15 protein-coding genes are annotated in these 18,394 nt (G+C 62.0%); 3 read left to right on the forward strand and 12 right to left on the reverse strand.

Annotated features, from left to right (window positions below):
• Positions 1–114: 114 nt before the first annotated feature.
• The 4 genes from QRN42_RS18035 to mtrA form a co-directional block, all read right to left on the reverse strand.
• Positions 115–1,128, reverse strand: a complete 1,014-nt coding sequence (locus QRN42_RS18035; RefSeq protein WP_350224884.1) for a ComF family protein — start codon at positions 1,126–1,128, stop codon at positions 115–117.
• A gap of 80 nt (positions 1,129–1,208) precedes the next feature.
• Positions 1,209–2,891, reverse strand: a complete 1,683-nt coding sequence (locus tag QRN42_RS14045; RefSeq protein ID WP_284979795.1) for an LpqB family beta-propeller domain-containing protein — start codon at positions 2,889–2,891, stop codon at positions 1,209–1,211.
• 23 nt (positions 2,892–2,914) lie between these two features.
• Positions 2,915–4,768 carry an MtrAB system histidine kinase MtrB gene (mtrB, locus tag QRN42_RS14050; RefSeq protein ID WP_502869508.1) on the reverse strand — a complete coding sequence of 618 codons (1,854 nt, stop codon included), beginning with the start codon at positions 4,766–4,768 and terminating at the stop codon, positions 2,915–2,917.
• A gap of 97 nt (positions 4,769–4,865) precedes the next feature.
• Positions 4,866–5,540, reverse strand: a complete 675-nt coding sequence (gene mtrA / locus QRN42_RS14055; RefSeq protein WP_284977137.1) for an MtrAB system response regulator MtrA — start codon at positions 5,538–5,540, stop codon at positions 4,866–4,868.
• 279 nt (positions 5,541–5,819) lie between these two features.
• On the opposite strand from mtrA, the gene QRN42_RS14060 reads away from it, so the two are divergent.
• On the forward strand, positions 5,820–6,545 hold the full coding sequence (locus QRN42_RS14060) for a DUF4166 domain-containing protein (RefSeq protein WP_284979758.1): 726 nt from the start codon (positions 5,820–5,822) through the stop codon (positions 6,543–6,545).
• Here QRN42_RS14060 and QRN42_RS14065 read toward each other — a convergent pair.
• Positions 6,542–7,576, reverse strand: a complete 1,035-nt coding sequence (locus QRN42_RS14065) for a uroporphyrinogen decarboxylase/cobalamine-independent methonine synthase family protein (protein WP_284979759.1) — start codon at positions 7,574–7,576, stop codon at positions 6,542–6,544. The genes QRN42_RS14060 and QRN42_RS14065 overlap by 4 nt on opposite strands.
• Before the next feature lie 3 nt (positions 7,577–7,579).
• The gene (locus QRN42_RS14070) at positions 7,580–7,969 is read right to left on the reverse strand and encodes a chorismate mutase (RefSeq protein WP_284979760.1); all 390 of its coding nucleotides are present in this window, start codon (positions 7,967–7,969) and stop codon (positions 7,580–7,582) included.
• Between the two features lie 130 nt (positions 7,970–8,099).
• Between QRN42_RS14070 and QRN42_RS14075 the strand changes: the two genes are divergently transcribed.
• Complete coding sequence (locus QRN42_RS14075; RefSeq protein WP_284979761.1) at positions 8,100–8,756, forward strand: NADPH-dependent F420 reductase; 657 nt, start codon at positions 8,100–8,102, stop codon at positions 8,754–8,756.
• A gap of 91 nt (positions 8,757–8,847) precedes the next feature.
• Here QRN42_RS14075 and QRN42_RS14080 read toward each other — a convergent pair whose 3' ends face one another.
• From QRN42_RS14080 to mnmA, 5 genes are all read right to left on the reverse strand, one after another.
• A complete protein-coding gene (locus QRN42_RS14080; protein ID WP_284979762.1) occupies positions 8,848–10,554 on the reverse strand; it encodes a dipeptide ABC transporter ATP-binding protein in 1,707 nt (568 codons plus the stop codon).
• Complete coding sequence (locus tag QRN42_RS14085) at positions 10,554–11,561, reverse strand: ABC transporter permease (RefSeq protein ID WP_284979763.1); 1,008 nt, start codon at positions 11,559–11,561, stop codon at positions 10,554–10,556. Before QRN42_RS14085 ends, QRN42_RS14080 begins: the two co-directional genes overlap by 1 nt.
• The gene (locus tag QRN42_RS14090) at positions 11,562–12,653 is read right to left on the reverse strand and encodes an ABC transporter permease (protein ID WP_284979764.1); all 1,092 of its coding nucleotides are present in this window, start codon (positions 12,651–12,653) and stop codon (positions 11,562–11,564) included.
• Positions 12,654–12,778: 125 nt separating this feature from the next.
• Positions 12,779–14,407, reverse strand: a complete 1,629-nt coding sequence (locus tag QRN42_RS14095) for an ABC transporter substrate-binding protein (protein ID WP_284979765.1) — start codon at positions 14,405–14,407, stop codon at positions 12,779–12,781.
• Positions 14,408–14,583: 176 nt separating this feature from the next.
• Positions 14,584–15,723 (reverse strand): tRNA 2-thiouridine(34) synthase MnmA, encoded by a 1,140-nt coding sequence (gene mnmA, locus QRN42_RS14100; RefSeq protein WP_284979766.1) that lies wholly within the window; start codon positions 15,721–15,723, stop codon positions 14,584–14,586.
• 170 nt (positions 15,724–15,893) lie between these two features.
• On the opposite strand from mnmA, the gene QRN42_RS14105 reads away from it, so the two are divergent.
• Positions 15,894–17,129: an NAD(P)/FAD-dependent oxidoreductase gene (locus QRN42_RS14105; RefSeq protein WP_284979767.1), complete on the forward strand. Its 1,236-nt coding sequence runs from the start codon at positions 15,894–15,896 to the stop codon at positions 17,127–17,129.
• A gap of 34 nt (positions 17,130–17,163) precedes the next feature.
• Here the strand turns inward: QRN42_RS14105 and QRN42_RS14110 are convergent, their stop codons facing one another.
• Positions 17,164–18,393, reverse strand: coding sequence for a cysteine desulfurase family protein (locus tag QRN42_RS14110; protein WP_284979768.1), 1,230 nt, complete (start codon positions 18,391–18,393; stop codon positions 17,164–17,166).
• Position 18,394 lies beyond the last annotated feature (1 nt).

Raw genomic sequence — 18,394 nt, forward strand, 5'->3', positions numbered from 1 at the left:
CTGGTCTGGCGGACAGTCGAGCCCCTTTCCGAGCCGCTATCGACAGGTACATCTGTTCACGGTACCCACACCCGACGTTAGTTCATTGCCACCAGTTATTCATCCTTTAGACCCTTATTTTTTGATTGAGTCCCTCGGAACCGAATAAGTGGCCGGAGGAAGCGTGGAGTCGTAAGCTGGTGGCCTCGTGGCTGCGAGGACAACTGCACCGCAGACAACCCCACCAGCCGCCGTGACCGCACGCGCCGCCTCGGCCAGAGTAGCTCCAGTGGTGAGAACGTCGTCGATCAGGAGGCATCTCTTGCCCGCCAGCCGCCCGGTCCACAACCAGCGAACTTTAATCGTCCCCCTGACACGGCGGGCACGTTCGCCCCGGCCCAACCCCTTCTGTCCGGTTGCGCGCTTGCGCACGGATTGGCCGGTTGCTCCGGCAAGGGCCATATCTGCAATGCCCCGTGTCCACCATGCGGGGGTGCTAGCGGCATGGGTGTTCGTCACCTTTTTCAATGCGGGCAACGTGGGGTAATCGGGTAGTAAGTGCCGCATGCGAATGCTGAGGAGAATAAGGTGAACCGGGCTGAATCCACGTTTGCGATACGCCTTGCCGCTGGTGGGAACGGGTACAAGGTAATAACCGGGCTGCGCGGCCACTGCCGAACGCACCGCCTTGCTAAGGCAACCGGCCAATACGCCGGCCAATCGCCACTGTCCGAGCCGCTTGAAAGACAGCAAGCCTTGCGCGAGCTCATCGCGATACGGCCCTGCCGCAACCACCCCGAGCCTGGACGTGCCATCGACGTTGACTAAGACCGGCGATTCCTGCTCCGCCCTGAATGGTCGTCGGCATAGGTTCCGGACATGCCTTGCGCACGCGCTGCAGAGCACGGCATCCTCCGCGCCGCAGCAGACGCAGTCGACAGGAACCAAGACGTGGAGGAGATCCAGGGCTGCGCCGAGGGCTGCGTTTACAAGGCGCGCCCAGCGCCGGCGGTGACTGCCTCGACGTCGTGCTCTTCCGGGATCGTCACCATAAAGGTCGGGGTCCAACCGGCGTGCCGCCGGTCTTGCATGTGGACCAGTTGGGGCAGCGGAGACCCCGGGAGGCGTAGTTGAGATTGCCGGGTTCATGCCAACAGCCTGCGCCTCGAGGGCCGGATCGTAAATCCGCTGATCTCCGTATGTGGACAATAACCCGGGGGGGAGACGGATCAACCCGGGAAGGCTGGCTCCGTTGGCCCTTTCAGCTGGAGTTCCCAACCGTTGCCGACCCTCTGGAAGATCCCAGCCTGTGACTGCCCGAAAATCTGGTCCGGCCCGTTACCGGCACTGAGGCTGGTCAAGCCGTCCCACGGTGGCAACTCCTGTGGATCACCGGATGCCAGCGATAACAGCTCCGGAACAACAGCGGTGGTAGCAGAAGCGGCCATGACCGCCACGGTGGAACCGTCCACCCAGGTTCCTTGGTCAGGCGATGTGTTGCTTAGCAGGGTGATCGGGGTGGTGAGGTCCTTGGGGGCCCCATCGGGATTGCGGACAATGCCCGTGATTTGAACGGCCGATTTGCCATTTGCTTTGGAGATAACGAGGGCCCTTGTGCCCTCCCGGGAAATCCTGAACTCCGTTACGGTCCTACCGGAAAGCCAAGGTGGCGTCAGCGTGACGCTCGGAACTGCGGCCCCTGGTGCGACCTTGGTGGGCTGAAACGCCACCACTTCCGTGGCACCGCTCGCACCCGGGCCAGCCGTCCAAACCCAATCGCGAGGACTAAAGGACGGGCGGGTGAGGGTACTCCGGGTGGTCAGTAGACGTGCCGGCTGCCCCGGCTCCATGGAATACAGGGTAGTCCTGTCGCCATTGAGGAACGCTACCGTCTGCGAGACCGGCGACTCCGCCGGCAACCGAGGCCCCAACGCAGCCACGGACTGCATGTCCGGAAGGGGCGAGACCCGGTTGTTCTCGTAACGCGCCAAATCTCCATTGCTGACGGCGATCTCATGTGCGGGGACGTTCTTGTCCAGCACGGGCGGCAGCACGGAACCGTTGTCGTCAACGCGAACGAGGTCTTGATCCGCGCGCAGCTCAACGTTGATCACGTCAGGTTGGCTCCTGAACGTCAAAGCGAGCTGGTTCTGCATGCGCTGCCGGTCTTCAGCTGAAGCATCGATGAGTTCTTTTGCGGACAAGTCCACTTGCGCCGCCCCGGACACGACCGGGACCGACTCCCGCGCCAGCTTGATTCCGGCAGGGAAAGCGCTTACGACGGCGCCGCGCAGGTAGGGTGCCGGGCCTGCCAGCAGGGCGCTCGTCATCGATTTGACGGTTTTTTTCTTGATGAACCATCTGAAGTCCGGCACCGCGTAGGTAAAGGTGGGGTCGTAGAAGTAGATCGGGAAGGCGCCGTAGATAACTTTGAAGGTTTCCTCCGGAATCGCAGTCCCGTCCGGCACTTTGGAGATACGCCACTGTCCGTCCACCTGTTCAACGGAGACGGGGATTGACTCCTTGGTCCCTGGAGGGAATTGCGTGGCAATTCCGTCGGCGTCCACCGAGTAGGCCAGATCAAGCTCGTACACGAAGTCGTTCTCGACGGCGGTTTTGACCACCTTCGCTTGCCGGAAAACGATGGCCCGTGCGTCTGGCTTCCACGTCACCGATTGGGCCTGGGTCAGATACTGCCGTGCCACGGGATAGTCGTCTTCATAGCCGCTGCCGGCCATGTAGAAATCTTCGATAATGGCCTCGGGGGTGGACCCTGGACGTGGCGCGGCAGGAAAGAACACCGGCGCGTTGGCATTTCCGGCACTTTCGTCTTTGCTCTTGCCCACAGGCCCGGACCGCGGGATCTGGGCGCACGAAGCAAGGAAAAGCATCAGGACCGCCAGGATGGCCATGAAAACCCTGGGGCGAACGGTTCTCACTTCTCCTCCCCTATCTCTGTGTTGAGGTCCTTAGGGTGAAGGTCCGTTGCCATCCGGCCGGCAGTGCCGGCCACTTGTCCAAGGCTGCCCGACCCGCTGCCCCACACGAGCATCTGGCGTTCCGGCGTCGTTCCAGGGAGTTCGATGTCCGCAGGCTCGAGCAGCAAGGGTGACTTTGCGATGACGCCGCCCTGTTGTAGCGGCAACGTCAACCTGAAGTTGGAGCCCGCGCCTTTACGACCCCATGCCTGTAACCAACCGTTGTGAAGTTTGGTGTCCTCAGCCGCGATGGAAAGCCCTAAGCCGCTGCCGCCCGTGGTTCGGGCTCGGGCTGGATCGGCACGCCAGAAGCGATCAAAGACCCGCGCAGCTTCAGCCGCAGTCATACCGATGCCGTGGTCCCTGACGGAAACGGCCACAGCATCCGCGTTTGCCGCTACAGATATCTGGACCGGCTTTCCTTCACCGTGCTCCAGCGCATTGAGCAGCAGGTTTCGCAGGATACGGTCTATGCGGCGGGAGTCCATTTCCACAATGATGTGCTTCTGCCGCGAACTCAACCGGACCTCCGAGCCGTATTCTGCGGCCACCGGCGCAGCACCCTCCATGACGTGCGTGATGACTTGGAAAATATCCTGCGGTTCTGCGTCGAGGACAGCGGCACCGGCGTCGAAGCGTGAAATTTCCAGTAGGTCTGAAAGCAGAGACTGGAAACGTTCCACCTGGTGGTAGAGCAGTTCCGCGGACCTCTTGTTGATGGGATCGAAGTCCTCGCGCGCATCGAAGAGGACCTCAGCGGCCATTCGCACCGTAGTTAGCGGGGTGCGCAATTCGTGGGATACGTCGGAGACGAATCGTTGCTGCATCTGGGACAAGGTGGCCAGCTGCGTGATCTGCTCTTGGAGGCTGGCGGCCATGTGATTGAACGAGGCGCCCAACCGCGCCACTTCATCCTCACCCTTAACCACCATGCGCTCCTGCAGCTGGCCCGCGGCGAGCTTTTCCGAGACCACTGCGGCGTGGCTAACCGGGCTGACCACGTTCCGCGTCACGTACCAGGCAATGGCAGCGATCATCAGCACGAGCACGGCCCCGCCTGCCCACAACACGCTTTGGATTTCGTCCAGGGTTTTTTGGGCAGTGTCGAGGTCGTAGATCAGGTACAGCTCATAGACGGTGCCGTTGAACGTGACCTTGTTCCCGACGGCGATGCCTGGGTGGTCCTCGTTGCCGACCGGAAACTGCGTTGACGCCCAAAATTGCTGCTTGCCACCCTCCTGCACGGCCTTTCGAAGTTCCGGAGGGATCACGCGCACCGTCAGCTGGTCCGAGGCCCGCGATTCAACCCAACGGTTGCGGGGCTTGGTTTGCTCCGGCATGGCCTCGAACACGTAGCGCCGCTGAACAACGGACCCACGCCCCTCCACAGCATTCAAAGTGTCATAGACAAGGGTGATGACGCTCGACTGATCGGTGACCTGTGCGCCGTCGAACGTGTCTTGGACTTGTTTGACGTTGTAGCGGGTCTCGGATTCCGCCTGTGACAACCGTTCTTGGAACAGGTTGTTGGCTATCTGGTTGGAAAGGTAGGCACCGACAATGGCAAACGACGTGACAGCAAGCAACAGGGTGGTGAGGACCGTGCGGAACTCCAAGGAACGCCGCCAGCGCCGCACCAACGAGCGCCACAAGAAGCGCAGGGCAGGCCTGAGCTGCCGGACGCCCAAGGCCACCAAGCGGGACACCCGGAGGACCAGGATCAGGCTGCGCCGGGTCCAGATCCGGGCGCGGTTCAGGAGCCACCGGAGGTTTCGGGGTGGAGCGGCGGGAGCCTCAGGGGCGGACACCATCTCCGGCACCCCGGGCGCGCCCTGCTGGTGGCCCTCGTGCTGGGGGGTGCTGGAGCTGAGCTCCGGGTCCGACGGGCTGGACTTGCCAGCCGGTAGGTCAGGAACCTGCTTTATATCCGACACCACGCACCGTCAAAACAACCTCGGGCGCTTCCGGATCGCGTTCAATCTTTGACCGCAGGCGCTGGACATGGACGTTGACCAAGCGGGTGTCCGCGGCATGCCGGTAACCCCAAACCTGCTCAAGAAGTAATTCGCGGGTGAAGACCTGCCATGGCTTTCGGGCCAATGCCACGAGGAGGTCGAACTCAAGCGGGGTCAAGGAGATTCGTTCCCCTGCCCTGGTGACCAGGTGGCCGGCGACGTCGATGGTCACATCAGCGATCCGCAAGGTTTCCGGAGCCTTTTGCTCCCCCGGCCGCAGGCGCGCGCGGACGCGGGCCACCAGTTCGGCGGGCTTGAACGGCTTGGGCACGTAATCGTCGGCTCCCGATTCCAAGCCACGCACGACGTCGGAGGTGTCCGACTTTGCGGTCAGCATCACGATGGGGACGTCCGATTCACCACGGATTTGCCGGCATACTTCAATGCCGTCGGAACCGGGCAGCATCAGGTCCAGGAGCACCAGGTCCGGCTTGGAGGAACGGAACACCTCAAGAGCTTGGCCGCCGTCTGCGCAGAATACGGGCTCGAAGCCATCATTGCGCAAGACGATGCCGATCATCTCCGCGAGTGCTTCGTCGTCATCTACTACCAGGATGCGTGCCTTCATAGTTATATATTCCCTTATCACCAAGTCTATGTCCTCTTGGGCGCGGGGCACGGCATGGCGCCCCAAGGACACTTCCACCGTACTGCACCACGGGCGAGGATACCGCCGTCGGGTATTTTCGCCTGTGGTGGAGTGGGTCAGACCAGCTCGCTTTGCTATGTAGGGAGTCCCCGTGACGGTAGGCTGAGGCTTCTCTGAGTGCAGTTCAGTTGTCGCAGTTCAGTTGTCGCAGTTCAGTTGCCGCAATCCAGCTGTCGCAGTTCAAAGGGAGGACACGCCATGAACACTCCGATCTACCAACTTGCCCTTGGCAGCGACTTCGCGAAACTGGCCCCCGAGGTGCAGGACTACTTCTCGCTGGCTGCGGGCTCGGGCCGGTACGGCGTCGGAGAAGGCATCTTTGACGTTGTTGGCTGCCGGCAGAAGTGGCTCAGGCCCTTACTCGCCCTCACCGGAAAAGAAGAGGCGTTCTTTCCCGAATACGGCGAGGAAATCCCTTTCCGAATCGAGAACCATGCCCACGTGGACCCGTTCGGCCGTCAGGCGCTCACGGCTCGGCGGGAAATCTACTTCCCCTCAGGCACCCGCTTGTTCCATGACACCACCAGCGCGATTGTTCCGTCTCCCTCCGGAGGCGATCCACACGCCAGGGCCCGTTTGGTTGACCATGTGGGCAGGTACCGACGGATGGTCACCGACCTCAATGTCAGTGCCACCGCCGACGGAAAGCTGCGCGGCGTCTCGCAAGCGAGCCGGCTGTTCTTGGGCCCGCTCCGGATCCCCCTGCCCGCACCGGTAGATGCGCGCGCATACGCTGAGCAGTGGTGGGACGGGGCTGAAGGCATGCACCGCATCCAAGTGAAAGTCATTCAACCGCAGGTGGGCCTTGTCCTGGTCTATGCGGGGCGCTTCAGCTACCGGCTGGTGCCTTACTTGCCGGGGGTTGCTCCCGGAACCACGTTGCCCCGGTATGCGGAACCTGACCGATGGGAGAGGCGGGTTTAACCTCGCGCGAGCTGGTCCAACCCATCTGCCACCTGTGTCAACTTCGCCAGCACAGCCTTGGCGCGCGCCGGTGTCAGGTGCGCCAGCCCGGATGACGGCGTGACCCGGAGAGCGGCCAAGCCTGACAGCGGGAGGCCCAGTTGACGCCACGGCCTCTCAATGCTGGCAACGATCTCGGCGGTCCTGGGCAGCTCCGCTTGGGCGTCGGACGTGGGCAATGCCCCAGCCCAGAGCCGCTTACCGCTTTCCACTGCCGCAGCCAGCTGTTCCCACTGCCGGCTAGTCAGGGCCCGCAGTGGTACGGCGACGCCGTCGGCCCCTGCCCCGATGATGCGCTCGATGGGCGCCTCGATCTCGGGCACCGAAATGACGACCTCGACGACGCCGGCCGCCTTGAGAGCGTCGATGACCAAACGCCACGCACCCGAGACTTCATCGCCCGGGACAGATCGCAACGTCCTGTAACCACTGGCGGTGGGGATGGTTCCGGCCATGACTGCGGCAACATCGGGTTCATCAATCTGAACCACCACTTCCGCTCCCGGTACGGCGCCGGACACGCGGCGTATGTGGTCCGCCACTCCAACGGCCAGGGACTCAGCTATGTCCCTCCTTGCCCCGTAGTCCAGCAACGCGCGTTCGCCGTTATGCAGGTAGAGGTTTGCTGCGATGGTCAGGGGTCCCACCAGCTGTATCTTCAGTTCGCTGGCTCGAGAATCTTCGGCGCCGGCAGTATCGGCGAGGATATTGAGGTCTGTTGCCAGCGCCGATCGCGCTCTCTGTGCGTCCCGTCCGGGGTTGTCCACCAGCCGCCAACCGTGCGGCTGGACATCGATGGCCATGTCCACCAACATTGACCCCGTCCTGCCAATGGGGTCAGAGCCTACTCCACGGCCGGGAAGTTCGGCCAGGAAGGGGGCATGGGGGTCCCCCAACTCGCCGCGGATGACTTCTGCGGCCTCAACCGGATCAATACCCGGCCATGAACCGAGGGCGGTGGCGCTGGCCCGCATTTCACTCACTGGCTGCATCGCTTACGCCTGTCGGCTGGATACTTGGTGATCCTCTGCGATGGCTTCGTGATGACGGATCACTTCACTGATGATGAAATTGAGGAACTTCTCTGCGAACGCGGGGTCAAGATGAGCGTCCTCGGCGAGGCGTCGAAGCCTGGAAATCTGGGCTGCTTCGCGTCCAGGGTCGCCGGCCGGCAGCTTGTGTGTTGCTTTGAGCACGCCCACTTTCTGGGTGGCCTTGAAGCGCTCGGCAAGAAGGAAAACGAGGGTGGCATCGATGTTGTCGATGCTGGACCGGATGGACAACAGCTCGTCCATGACGGCGCGGTCCACATGCCCGGCCAAGGAACTAGCAGCCGGGTTAAAGGAATCGTCGTCATCAGGGAGGGCTTTGTTTTGCTCGGTCATGCAACCCAGTCTAGGGCGCTGGGCGGACTCTCTGCGGGTATGACTTGGCGGCAAAACGCCTGCCCCATGCCGCGAGCCGGGAATCGGAGCACAATGGCAGGACCACGGCAGATCGGACAAAGGAGAAACCATGAAAATCGCTGTTCTGGGCACGGGAATGGTGGGCCGTACGTTGGGTAGCGCGTTGGTCTCCCTTGGACATGAGGTCTTTATGGGTTCCCGGGAGTCCGGCAATCCCACGGGCGTCGAGTGGGCCGCGCGATCCGGCGCCCTTGCCCGTGCAGGATCATTCAGCGAGGCCGCGAGCAACTCGGAACTGTTGGTGAACGCCACACCGGGCACAGTGAGTTTGGCCGCCTTGGCGGAGGCCGGTCCGGCGAACCTGCAGGGAAAGGTCCTGCTGGATGTCTCCAACCCACTGGATTTCTCCCGAGGATTCCCGCCGTCCCTGACGGTCAGCAACACCGACAGCATCGCGGAAACCATCCAACGTAAATATCCTGAAGCCCGGGTGGTGAAATCCCTGAACACAGTGAGCGCCCCGGTGATGGTTGACCCTGGGCGCCTTCCCGGGGCCCATGACATTTTTGTGGCCGGTGACGACGCCGACGCCAAGTCCACGGTGGTTGGCCTGCTGCAGGAATTCGGCTGGCCGACCGGGAACATCCGTGACCTGGGCGGGCTGGACGCAGCCCGTGCAATGGAGATGTGGCTTCCTCTGTGGCTGCGGATTTTCATGAAGCAACCGGAAGGGAAGATGTTCAACATCGGCATTGTGTCCGAGTAAGGATCTCCAGGCAACACTCCCCGCGCCACGAAGGCCCGCTCCCAAGGGGAACAGGCCTTCGTGGGTCTTGAGGGAACAAACGTCGCCGTGCTTAGCGTCCTAGGAGCGCTCGGTGCGCTTCCCGGCGTCGTGCCTGTTCATCAGGATCCGGCACCGGGAGGGAGGCGATCAGCCGTTTGGTGTAGTCATGCTGGGGTGAACCCATGACGTGGTTGCCGATTCCCTGCTCCACGAGTTCACCCTTGTACAACACGCCCACCCAATGGGCCAGCATGTCAACAACGGCGAGATCGTGGCTGATGAAGAGGGCGGCAAAACCAAATTGTTCCTGGATATCCTTGAACAGGTCCAGGACTTTGGCTTGCACCGAGACGTCGAGCGCGGACGTCGGTTCATCAGCGATCAACAAGCGCGGGTTCAGTGCCAGTGACCTTGCCAGCGACGCCCGCTGACGCTGCCCTCCGGAGAGTTCGTGCGGATAGCGCTCCGAATACGACGCCGGCAACTGGACTGACTCGAGCAGCTCCCCCACTTTTTTCCTCGCCTCAGCCGCGGTGGGCTTGCCGTGGATGATCAGAGGTTCTGCCACGCATTCACCGATGGTGAGGTGGGGATTGAACGAGGCTGCCGGGTCTTGGAAGACAAAGCCGATCTCCTTCCGCAAGGGACGGAAGGTCCGCTCCTTAAAGTCCAGCATCTCGTAGCCAAGGACCTTCAGGCTGCCGCCGGTTGTCCGGTTAAGCCCGGCAATCGCGCGTCCGATGGTTGACTTCCCCGATCCGGATTCACCGACGAGCCCAAAAACCTCATTTTCCGAAATGGTGAAACTGACGTTGTCGACGGCTTTGAACCCGTTCCTGCCGAATCGCCCCGGGTACTCAATGGTGAGGTTCTTGGCTTCAACCAGGACCTTGCCGTCCTGGTGCAAGCGGCTTCGAGCCCCCTCGGAGGCTGAGTTCCTGCCCAAGTGCGGTACGGCGGCCAAGAGGTTGCGTGTGTACTCCTGCTTTGGCTCGGCGAACAGGATCCTCGAGGATGCCTCCTCCACCACGTCCCCCTGGTACATCACCACCACGCGGTCGGCGAGATCGGCCACTACGCCCATGTTGTGGGTGATGAGCACGATCGAGGTGCCGTAGTTATCCCGGAGGTCCCGCAACAGCTGGAGGATCTCCGCCTGGACTGTGACATCCAAGGCTGTGGTGGGTTCGTCGGCGACGATCAGTCCCGGATTCAGCGCAAGGGCGGCAGCAATGACCACCCGCTGCTTCTGGCCACCGGAGAACTGGTGCGGGTAGTAGTTGACCCGGGTTTCGGGGTCCGGGATCCCGACCTTGCGGAGCGCCTCAACGGCCCTCTCTTTCGCAGCCTTAGCTGTGACGCGATGTCCGTCCTTCGCGTGCGCCCGGATCCCCTCGGCGATCTGCCACCCGACCGTGAAGACGGGGTTCAGCGCGGTGGAAGGTTCCTGGAAGACCATGGCCACATCACGCCCACGGATCTTTCGCAGTGTCGATTTGCTGACGCTGATCACGTTATTGCCGTTGATGACGACGGCGCCCGAGCTGACCGCTGTTTCAGGGAGCAAACCCAGTATGGTCTTGGCCGTTACTGTCTTGCCCGAGCCGGACTCCCCCACAATGGCGACTACCTCCCCGGCCTTGACATCGAGGCTGACGTCCTTGACTGCGTGGACGTCACCGCCGTCAGTGGCGAAAGTGACTTGCAGCCGGTCGATGGCCAGCACCGACGGCACGGTGCGGGCCCGGTCCGGAGTGTTCGTTGGGGTGGTTGTCATCACTTGCCTGCCTCAGCGGTTGTGGTGGGTGTCCCGGACGCTCTTCGCGGTGACTTTGTGGTGCCACCGGCACGCTTGCGCCCACGGATCCGCGGGTCGTTGAGATCATTGATGCTCTCGCCTACCAAGGTCAGGCCGAGGACCGTCAGGACAATGGCGATGCCGGGAAACAGGCCCGTCCACCAGATCCCCGACGATGTGTCAGCCAGGGCCTTGTTGAGGTCGAAGCCCCACTCCGCAGCCGAGGTCGGTTCGATGCCGAAGCCAAGGAAGCCCAGCCCCGCGAGGGTCAAAATCGCCTCGGAGGCGTTGAGGGTGAACATGAGCGGCAGGGTGCGGGTGGCGTTCTTGAAAATGTGGCGACCGATGATGCGCATGCTGGATGCGCCCAGTACCTTGGCCGATTCGACGAACGGCTCCGCCTTGAGCCTGATGGTCTCTGCGCGGATGACACGGAAGTATTGGGGAACGAACACTACGGTGATCGAGAAGGCACATGAGAAGATGCCACCCCAGAAACTGGATTGTCCCTTGCTGATCACGATGGAGATCACGATCGCCAACAACAGCGTTGGAAATGCGTAGATGGCATCTGCGACCACCACGAGAATCCGGTCAAGCCAGCCTCCGAAATAGCCGCTGAGGAGTCCGAGCGCCACGCCGAGGAAGAGGGACATCGTCACTGAAACGACGATGACCGTAACCGCCGTTTGGGAACCCCACAAGACACGGGACAAGACGTCGTAGCCGCCCACGGTGGTGCCCAACAGATGCTGCGCACCAGGCGCTTGCTGGGTGGGGAATGAACCTGACGCGTCACTGAGTTGGGAGTATCCGTAAGGCGCCAGGAGTGGCGCGAAAATGCTGGTAAGGAGGAACAATCCGCTCAGCACGACGCCCACCACCAGCATTCCGCGCTGGAGCCCGACGCTCTTCTTAAGATGGGACACCACGGGCAGCCGGGAGGATAGGGGCTGTTTGGTGCGGATCACTGCTTCGGAGCTCATTTAGTACCTCACTCGCGGGTCGATCAGCGCGGCGATGATGTCCACGATGAAGTTGGTGACGGCCACAATGATGGCGAGGAGGACCACGATGCCTTGCACAGCCACGAAGTCGCGGGCGTTGAGGTATTGAACCAGCTGGTAGCCCAGTCCCTTCCATTCGAACGTGGTCTCCGTCAGGATGGCGCCACCGAGCATTAGGGCGATCTGTAGCCCCATGACGGTGATGATGGGGATGAGCGCCGGCTTGTAGGCATGCTTGGTCACAAGTCGGAATTCGCTCACGCCCCTGGAACGCCCGGCCTCGACATAGTCCTTGCCCAGTGTGCCGATGACGTTGGTTCGGACCAGCCGGAGGAACACCCCTGCCGTCAGCAGTCCGAGGGCAACGGCGGGAAGGACTGCGTGAGCGGCTACATCCCCCAACGCGGTCATGTTTCCGCTGCGCAGCGCATCAAGCCAATAAATTCCTGACGGCGCCGAGAGGCTTCCCATGGTCAGTTCTGTTCGCGTCGATGAGCGGCCGGCAACAGGGAACCATCCAAGCCACACGGAAAAGGTCAGCTTAAGGAGGAGGCCTGAGAAGAACACCGGTGTCGCGTAGCAAAGAATCGCGAAAAATCGCAGTAGCGCATCGGAGACCTTGTCCCGGTGCTGGGCCGCAATCAGCCCGCAAGGGATACCCACGGCGAGCGCGACGATCAGTGCGTTGATCGATAGCTCCAACGTTGCAGCACCGAAGGTGGTCAAAACTTCGACGACGGGCCGACGGTCCGTGATCGTGGTGCCAAAGTTGCCCGTGATGAGCTGGCCAAGGTACTCGAAGTACTGGACCAGGACAGGCCGGTCGTAACCGGCGTCGTGAATTCTTTGGGCCAGCACGTCGGGAGGAAGCCGGCCGCCTTGGGCCGCTGTGATGGGGTCTCCGATGACCCGCATCAGGAAGAAGACCAACGTGACGAGGATAAAAACGGTGGGAATGATCAGGAAGAACCTGATCACGATGTATTTGCCAAGGCCCCCGCCTGACTTGGACTTGCTCTTGGGAGCAACGAGCCCGGGTTCGGCCTCGGGTACTTCGATGAGAGTTGTCATTGGTTACCTGCATTTCCTGCCCCGTGGATTGCGCGGGACTGTGTCTTGCGTGCCACTACGTGGTCAGCAAAGGAGGCGGGACACCGGATCAGTGTCCCGCCTTCTTTCCCTTCTGGGAGGGGTGGTTACTTGGAAACGGTTCCGAGACGGAACTTGAACGAAGCATCCAGCGTCTTGTCGACGCCGCTGACGCCGCTTCCTGTGACCGCCACCTGTGCGCCCTGGAGCAACGGCAGGGTGGAGATATCCTTCGCCAATGCGTTTTGGACGTCCTTGATGTCCGCCTCGCGCTTGGTCTTGTCAGCTTCGGTCAGCTGCTTGGCGATGAGATCGTTCACCGCCGGGTTGTTGTAGTGGTTCTTGAGGAAGCCGCCTTCCGGGAAGAACGGTGTCAGGTAGTTATCTGCGTCGCTGAAGTCGGGGAACCACCCGAACTGGAAGACCGGGTATTCGTCCGCCCGGCTCGCCTTGCTGTAGGTGACCCATTCGGTGGACTGCAGGTTGACCTTGAACAGTCCGGACTTTTCCAGTTGTTCTTTGATCATCGCGTATTCGTCGCCCGAGGATCCACCGTAGTGGTCCGGGTTGTACTGCAGGTTCAGCGATACCGGGTCTTTGATACCGGCGTCGGCGAGGACCTTCTTGGCCTTGTCTACGCTGGGGTTCCCGGCGTCACCGTATGCGTCCTTGAACGACTGGTTGGCGCCAAGGAACCCATTGGGAACGTTGGAATACAGCGGGAGGTAGGTTCCCTTGTACACCTGATCAGCGATCGCCTGCCGGTCCACCAGGTTGGCCACGGCCTGCCTGACAGCGAGTGCCTTGGCGGGATCGGCTCCCGCGGCCTTGGCTCCGAACGGCATGGTGTCGAAGTTGAAGGTCATGTAGCGGATTTCACCGCCGGGACCCGTGACTACCTTAACCTTGTTGTCTTTCCTCAGGTCATCCACGTCAGTTGCACTGAGGCTGCGGAAGGCGACGTCGATGTTGCCCTGCTGAATGTCCAGTTTGAGGTTGGTGGGGCTGGCGTAGTACTTGATCGTGGCGGCATCATTTGCAGGCTTGCCCAGTACGCCCTTGTAGTCCGGGAACGCCTTGAAGCTGATGAGCTCATTCTTCTTGTAGCTATCGATGGTGTACTGCCCGTAGAAAGCATTCGCCTTGATGATCTCATCGTCCGAGAGGACTTTAGTTGCCGGGAAAACCTCATCATCAACGATGGGCGCTGCCGGGCTGCTGAGGATCTGGGCGAAGGTTTGGTCGTTGGCCTTCTTCAGCTTGAAGACCACCGTGGTGGCGTCGGGTGCCGACACACTGTCGATATTGGTCAGCAGCGACGAGGGACCGGCTGGATCATTGATGGTCTTCTGGCGATCAAAAGAGAATTTGACGTCCTTGGAGTCCAAGGTATGTCCGTTTGCCCACTTGAGGCCGGACTTCAGCTTCACCGTGTACTCGGTGGGGGAAGTGAACGACGCCGACTCGGCAAGGTCGGGTACGGGATCGGCGCCTCCCGGCTTGGAGTTCAGGAGGAACGAGTAAACCTGGTTCATGACCATGAATGAACCGTTGTCGTACGATCCGGCGGGATCCAGGGACGTGACTTTGTCGGTGGTGCCGTAGGCAACGGGGCCCGAAGCGGCGGGGCCAGAGGACGAACCGCCTCCAGCGGGCCCGGTGCACGCCGTTAAACCAAGCGCGGAGATGCCCGCGAGCGCGATAACGCCGTGCAGAGCCTTCTTGTTCAGTGCCATTTGGTGAACTTTCTGTTCAATGGAATCGGCGCACCGCACAGAGATGTTTGTGACGGGGCGCACTCTTGATTCCACGATTCAATCAGACTTCACCGGCGCCCAAGACCAGTTTTGGTGATTCGAGACACAAAATTTACCTACGGGTAGCTTTGCGCGACTGTGGCAGGCTGGTGACGCTAGAGGACCTGCCTCTGGAGGGAGCGTGCAGCATCGATGGTTGCCTGTCCAAGAACGCGGGTGCCCTGGTACAGGACAACAGTCTGGCCGGGAGCCACACCGCGCAAGGGATCGGTCAGGGTGACCACAAGCTCCGGCCTGTCCACACCTGATGCAGCGGGGACACGTTCCACTCGAGCAACAGCGGGGACCGGGTCCCCATGTGCCCGGACCTGGGCATAGCACTCGAAATCGGCGCCTGTTTCAACCTCGGGGATAGGGAGCCCTGCCCAGGAAACCTTGATCCCGCGGAGTTCATCGATGGCCAGGAGCGCTTCGGGGCCCACCACCACCTTGTTTTCCTTGGGGCGGATCTCCAGGACGAATCGCGGCTTACCGTCCGCTGCCGGCGTCCCCAACTTCAGGCCGCGCCGCTGGCCCACCGTGAAAGCGTTGGCCCCGGGGTGTTCGCCCACCTTGGCGCCGGTTTCGTCGACGATGTCTCCGGTGGTCATGTCGATCTTCTCGGCCAGCCAGCCACGGGTGTCACCATCGGAGATGAAGCAGATGTCGTGGCTGTCAGGCTTATTGGCCACAGAAAGTCCCCGCCGCTCAGCTTCCGCCCGAACTTCCGCCTTGGAGGGCGTCTCGGCCAGCGGGAACATGGAGTGCTTGAGTTGCTCGTGGGTCAGTACACCGAGAACGTAGCTCTGGTCCTTGGCCCAGTCGGCCGCGCGGTGCAATTCACGGTTTCCATCGGAGTCTTCGATCACCTTGGCGTAGTGCCCTGTGCACACGGCATCGAAGCCCAGCGCGATGGCCTTCTCCAACAACGCGGCAAACTTAATCCGTTCGTTGCAACGCATGCAGGGGTTGGGCGTCCGGCCAGCAGCGTATTCGTCGATGAAGTCCTGGACGACGTCTTCTTTGAAGCGCTCAGAGAAATCCCAGACGTAGTACGGTATGCCGAGCACGTCACAGGCACGCCACGCATCGCGGGAGTCTTCGATGGTGCAGCAACCCCGGCTCCCTGTGCGCAGGGTTCCGGGCATCCGCGACAACGCAAGGTGGACCCCGACGACGTCGTGCCCTGCCTCAACGGCCCGGGCGGCGGCTACGGCGGAGTCCACTCCGCCGCTCATTGCTGCAAGTACTCGCATGCTGTCTTTCGTGTTATTTCAAGATGGGTAGATATCGGGTCGCATCGGTCTAAATCGAGACGCAAGCGACCATCCATTCTAGCTCGCTCTACCACACCCGCGCTAAATCCCTTGACGGAGGCGGGCGCGGCTTCTAAAGTCAAAACTACTGGTTTTAGAATCGAGCTGACATGACACAGGAACCAATGGTCATCGTTGGCGGAGGGCTTGCCGGCGCCACCGCGGCCAAGACCCTGCGCGCGGACGGCTACGACGGCGGAATCCTCCTCTTGGGCGCTGAAGAGCGCATCCCCTACCTTCGACCTCCCCTATCGAAGGAGTTTCTCCTTGGGAAGGCGAACGAGGACGCTGTGCCCGTAGTTCCAGAAGGCTGGTACTCGGAGCACGACGTCGAACTTCTCCTCGGCAGCCGAGCCGCGGGCATCGATACCGCAGCGCACCGAGTGACGACGGCGGATGGGCGCGTCCTCCCGTATTCGAAACTACTCCTGGCCACCGGCTCCCAGCCCCGCCACCTCCCGCTACCCGGGTCCGAACTCGACGGTGCCATGACCTTCCGCACCTTTGACGACAGCCTGAAACTGCAATCGCTCATCAAGGGCGGAGGCCGGAACGTGCTCATGATCGGGTCCGGCTGGATCGGCATGGAGCTGGCCGCGGCGGCACGTACTTACGAAAACAACGTGACGCTCCTAGGCCTCGAAGACATTCCCCTGAGCGCGGCGATCGGCCCGGAGTTGGGCAAGTATTTCCAGCAACTACACACGGCCCAAGGGGTCAGCTTCCGGCTACCGGCGAGCGCTGCCGCGATTGAAGGCACCGACGGCCGGGTAACAGCCGTGCGCACGAACACCGGTGAAATACTGCCAGCGGACGTCGTTGTGATCGCCGTCGGAGTCGTCCCCGACACGGCGCTCGCCGAGACCGGCGGTTTGACGCTCCGCAATGGAATCTTGGCGGACGCGAGCCTGAGAACCAGCGCCCCTGACGTCTTCGCGGCAGGAGACGTCGCCAACGCCCTCCATCCCTTCACGGGTGAGCACCAACGCAGCGAGCACTGGGCCAATGCCCTCAACGGCGGCAAAGTGGCGGCTCGGTCGATGCTCGGACAAGATGCCGTCCTGGATGTCGTGCCCTATTTTTACACCGACCAATTCAGCACCAGCATGGAATACTCGGGATTCCCGGCGCTGTCCTCCGGCTTGGTTCCCCTGATCAGGGGTTCGCTGGAGGAGGGGAGCTTTATCGCTTTCTGGGTCAGGGAGGGGCAGGTGGTCGCAGGGATGAGCGTCAACCAAAGCCGAGTGCAAAAGCCCATCAAGGCGTTGATCGCGGGGCGCGTGCAGGTGGACCGTGCCCGCCTTATCGATGCCGGGACCGCCTTGGAAGACTTACTGCCGCGGTAGCGGCCAGACTCGCCGAAACGGCTCGTCCCGCGTCCTACGAGGGCGCAACACCCTGCCGTGCGAGGGTTGCCGCCGTTTGAATGGTTGATTCGTGACCGGCCATGCCCGCCTGCCTGGCCTTGGCACACGCGCCGGGAAGTGCCGTGAGGAGCGCGTCCACGTCTGCCTCGGTGGAGCTGTGACCCAAGGTGAAACGCTGGGCTCCCCGGGCAGTATCCTCATCCAGGCCCATGGCGAGAAGTACATGCGAGGGCCGCGGCACACCGGCGGTGCATGCTGAGCCCGTTGAGGATTCCACACCTGCCAAGTCCAGCAGGAAGAGCAGGGAATCACCTTCACACCCCGGGAACGTGAAGTGTGCATTTCCTGGCAGGCGACCATTTCCTGCGGCGCCCCTGAGAACAGCGTCCGGTACGGCTTCTTCGACGCCTCGGATCAGGCGGTCCCGGAGCGCGCTGATGCGCTCGCGTTCCTCCCCCAGATGCGCTGTTGCCGCGGCCGCAGCAGCCGCGAAAGCAGCGATCGCCGGTGTATCCAGCGTTCCGGACCGGACGTCGCGCTCCTGGCCGCCGCCGTGTTGCACGGGCGTCAACTTCACGGCCCTCCCCAAGAAGAGCGCGCCGACCCCCACTGGCCCACCCAGTTTGTGCCCGGAGACCGACATGGCGGCCAGTCCTGAAGCCCGGAAGTCGACGGCAACGGACCCAAACGCCTGTACCGCGTCCGAATGCACCGGAATCCCGTGCGGTTTGGCCATTTCGACGATGTCCGGGATGGGCTGGATGGTCCCGACTTCGTTATTGGCCCACATGACGGTTATGAGCGCGATCGAGTCCGGGTCCTTGTCGATTTCACGTTGTACGGTCTCCAGCGCCACAGTGCCGCTGTGGTCCACTGGAAGCCATACGGCTTCGGCGCCTTCATGCCGCTCCAACCATTCAACGGTGTCCATGACGGCGTGATGTTCGACGGCGGAGCAGAGGATGCGGGTCCGGCGGGGGTCTTCGTCGTGGCGGGCCCAGTAGAGGCCCTTGACCGCCAAATTGTCGGCCTCTGTCCCGCCCGAGGTGAAAATAACTTCCGAGGGGTGGGCACCTGCTGCCGCGGCCAATGTTTCGCGGGCGTCTTCCACCGCCCGACGGGCGCGACGGCCGGCCCCGTGCAATGACGACGGATTGCCGGTCCGCGCCAATTCGCGTGTCATGACGGCAAGAGCTTCAGGCGACATCGGGGTGGTGGCAGCGTGGTCAAGGTATACAGGCACC

It is taken from the genome of Arthrobacter sp. fls2-241-R2A-200 (assembly GCF_030209745.1).
In the GTDB taxonomy this organism is placed as follows: domain Bacteria; phylum Actinomycetota; class Actinomycetes; order Actinomycetales; family Micrococcaceae; genus Arthrobacter.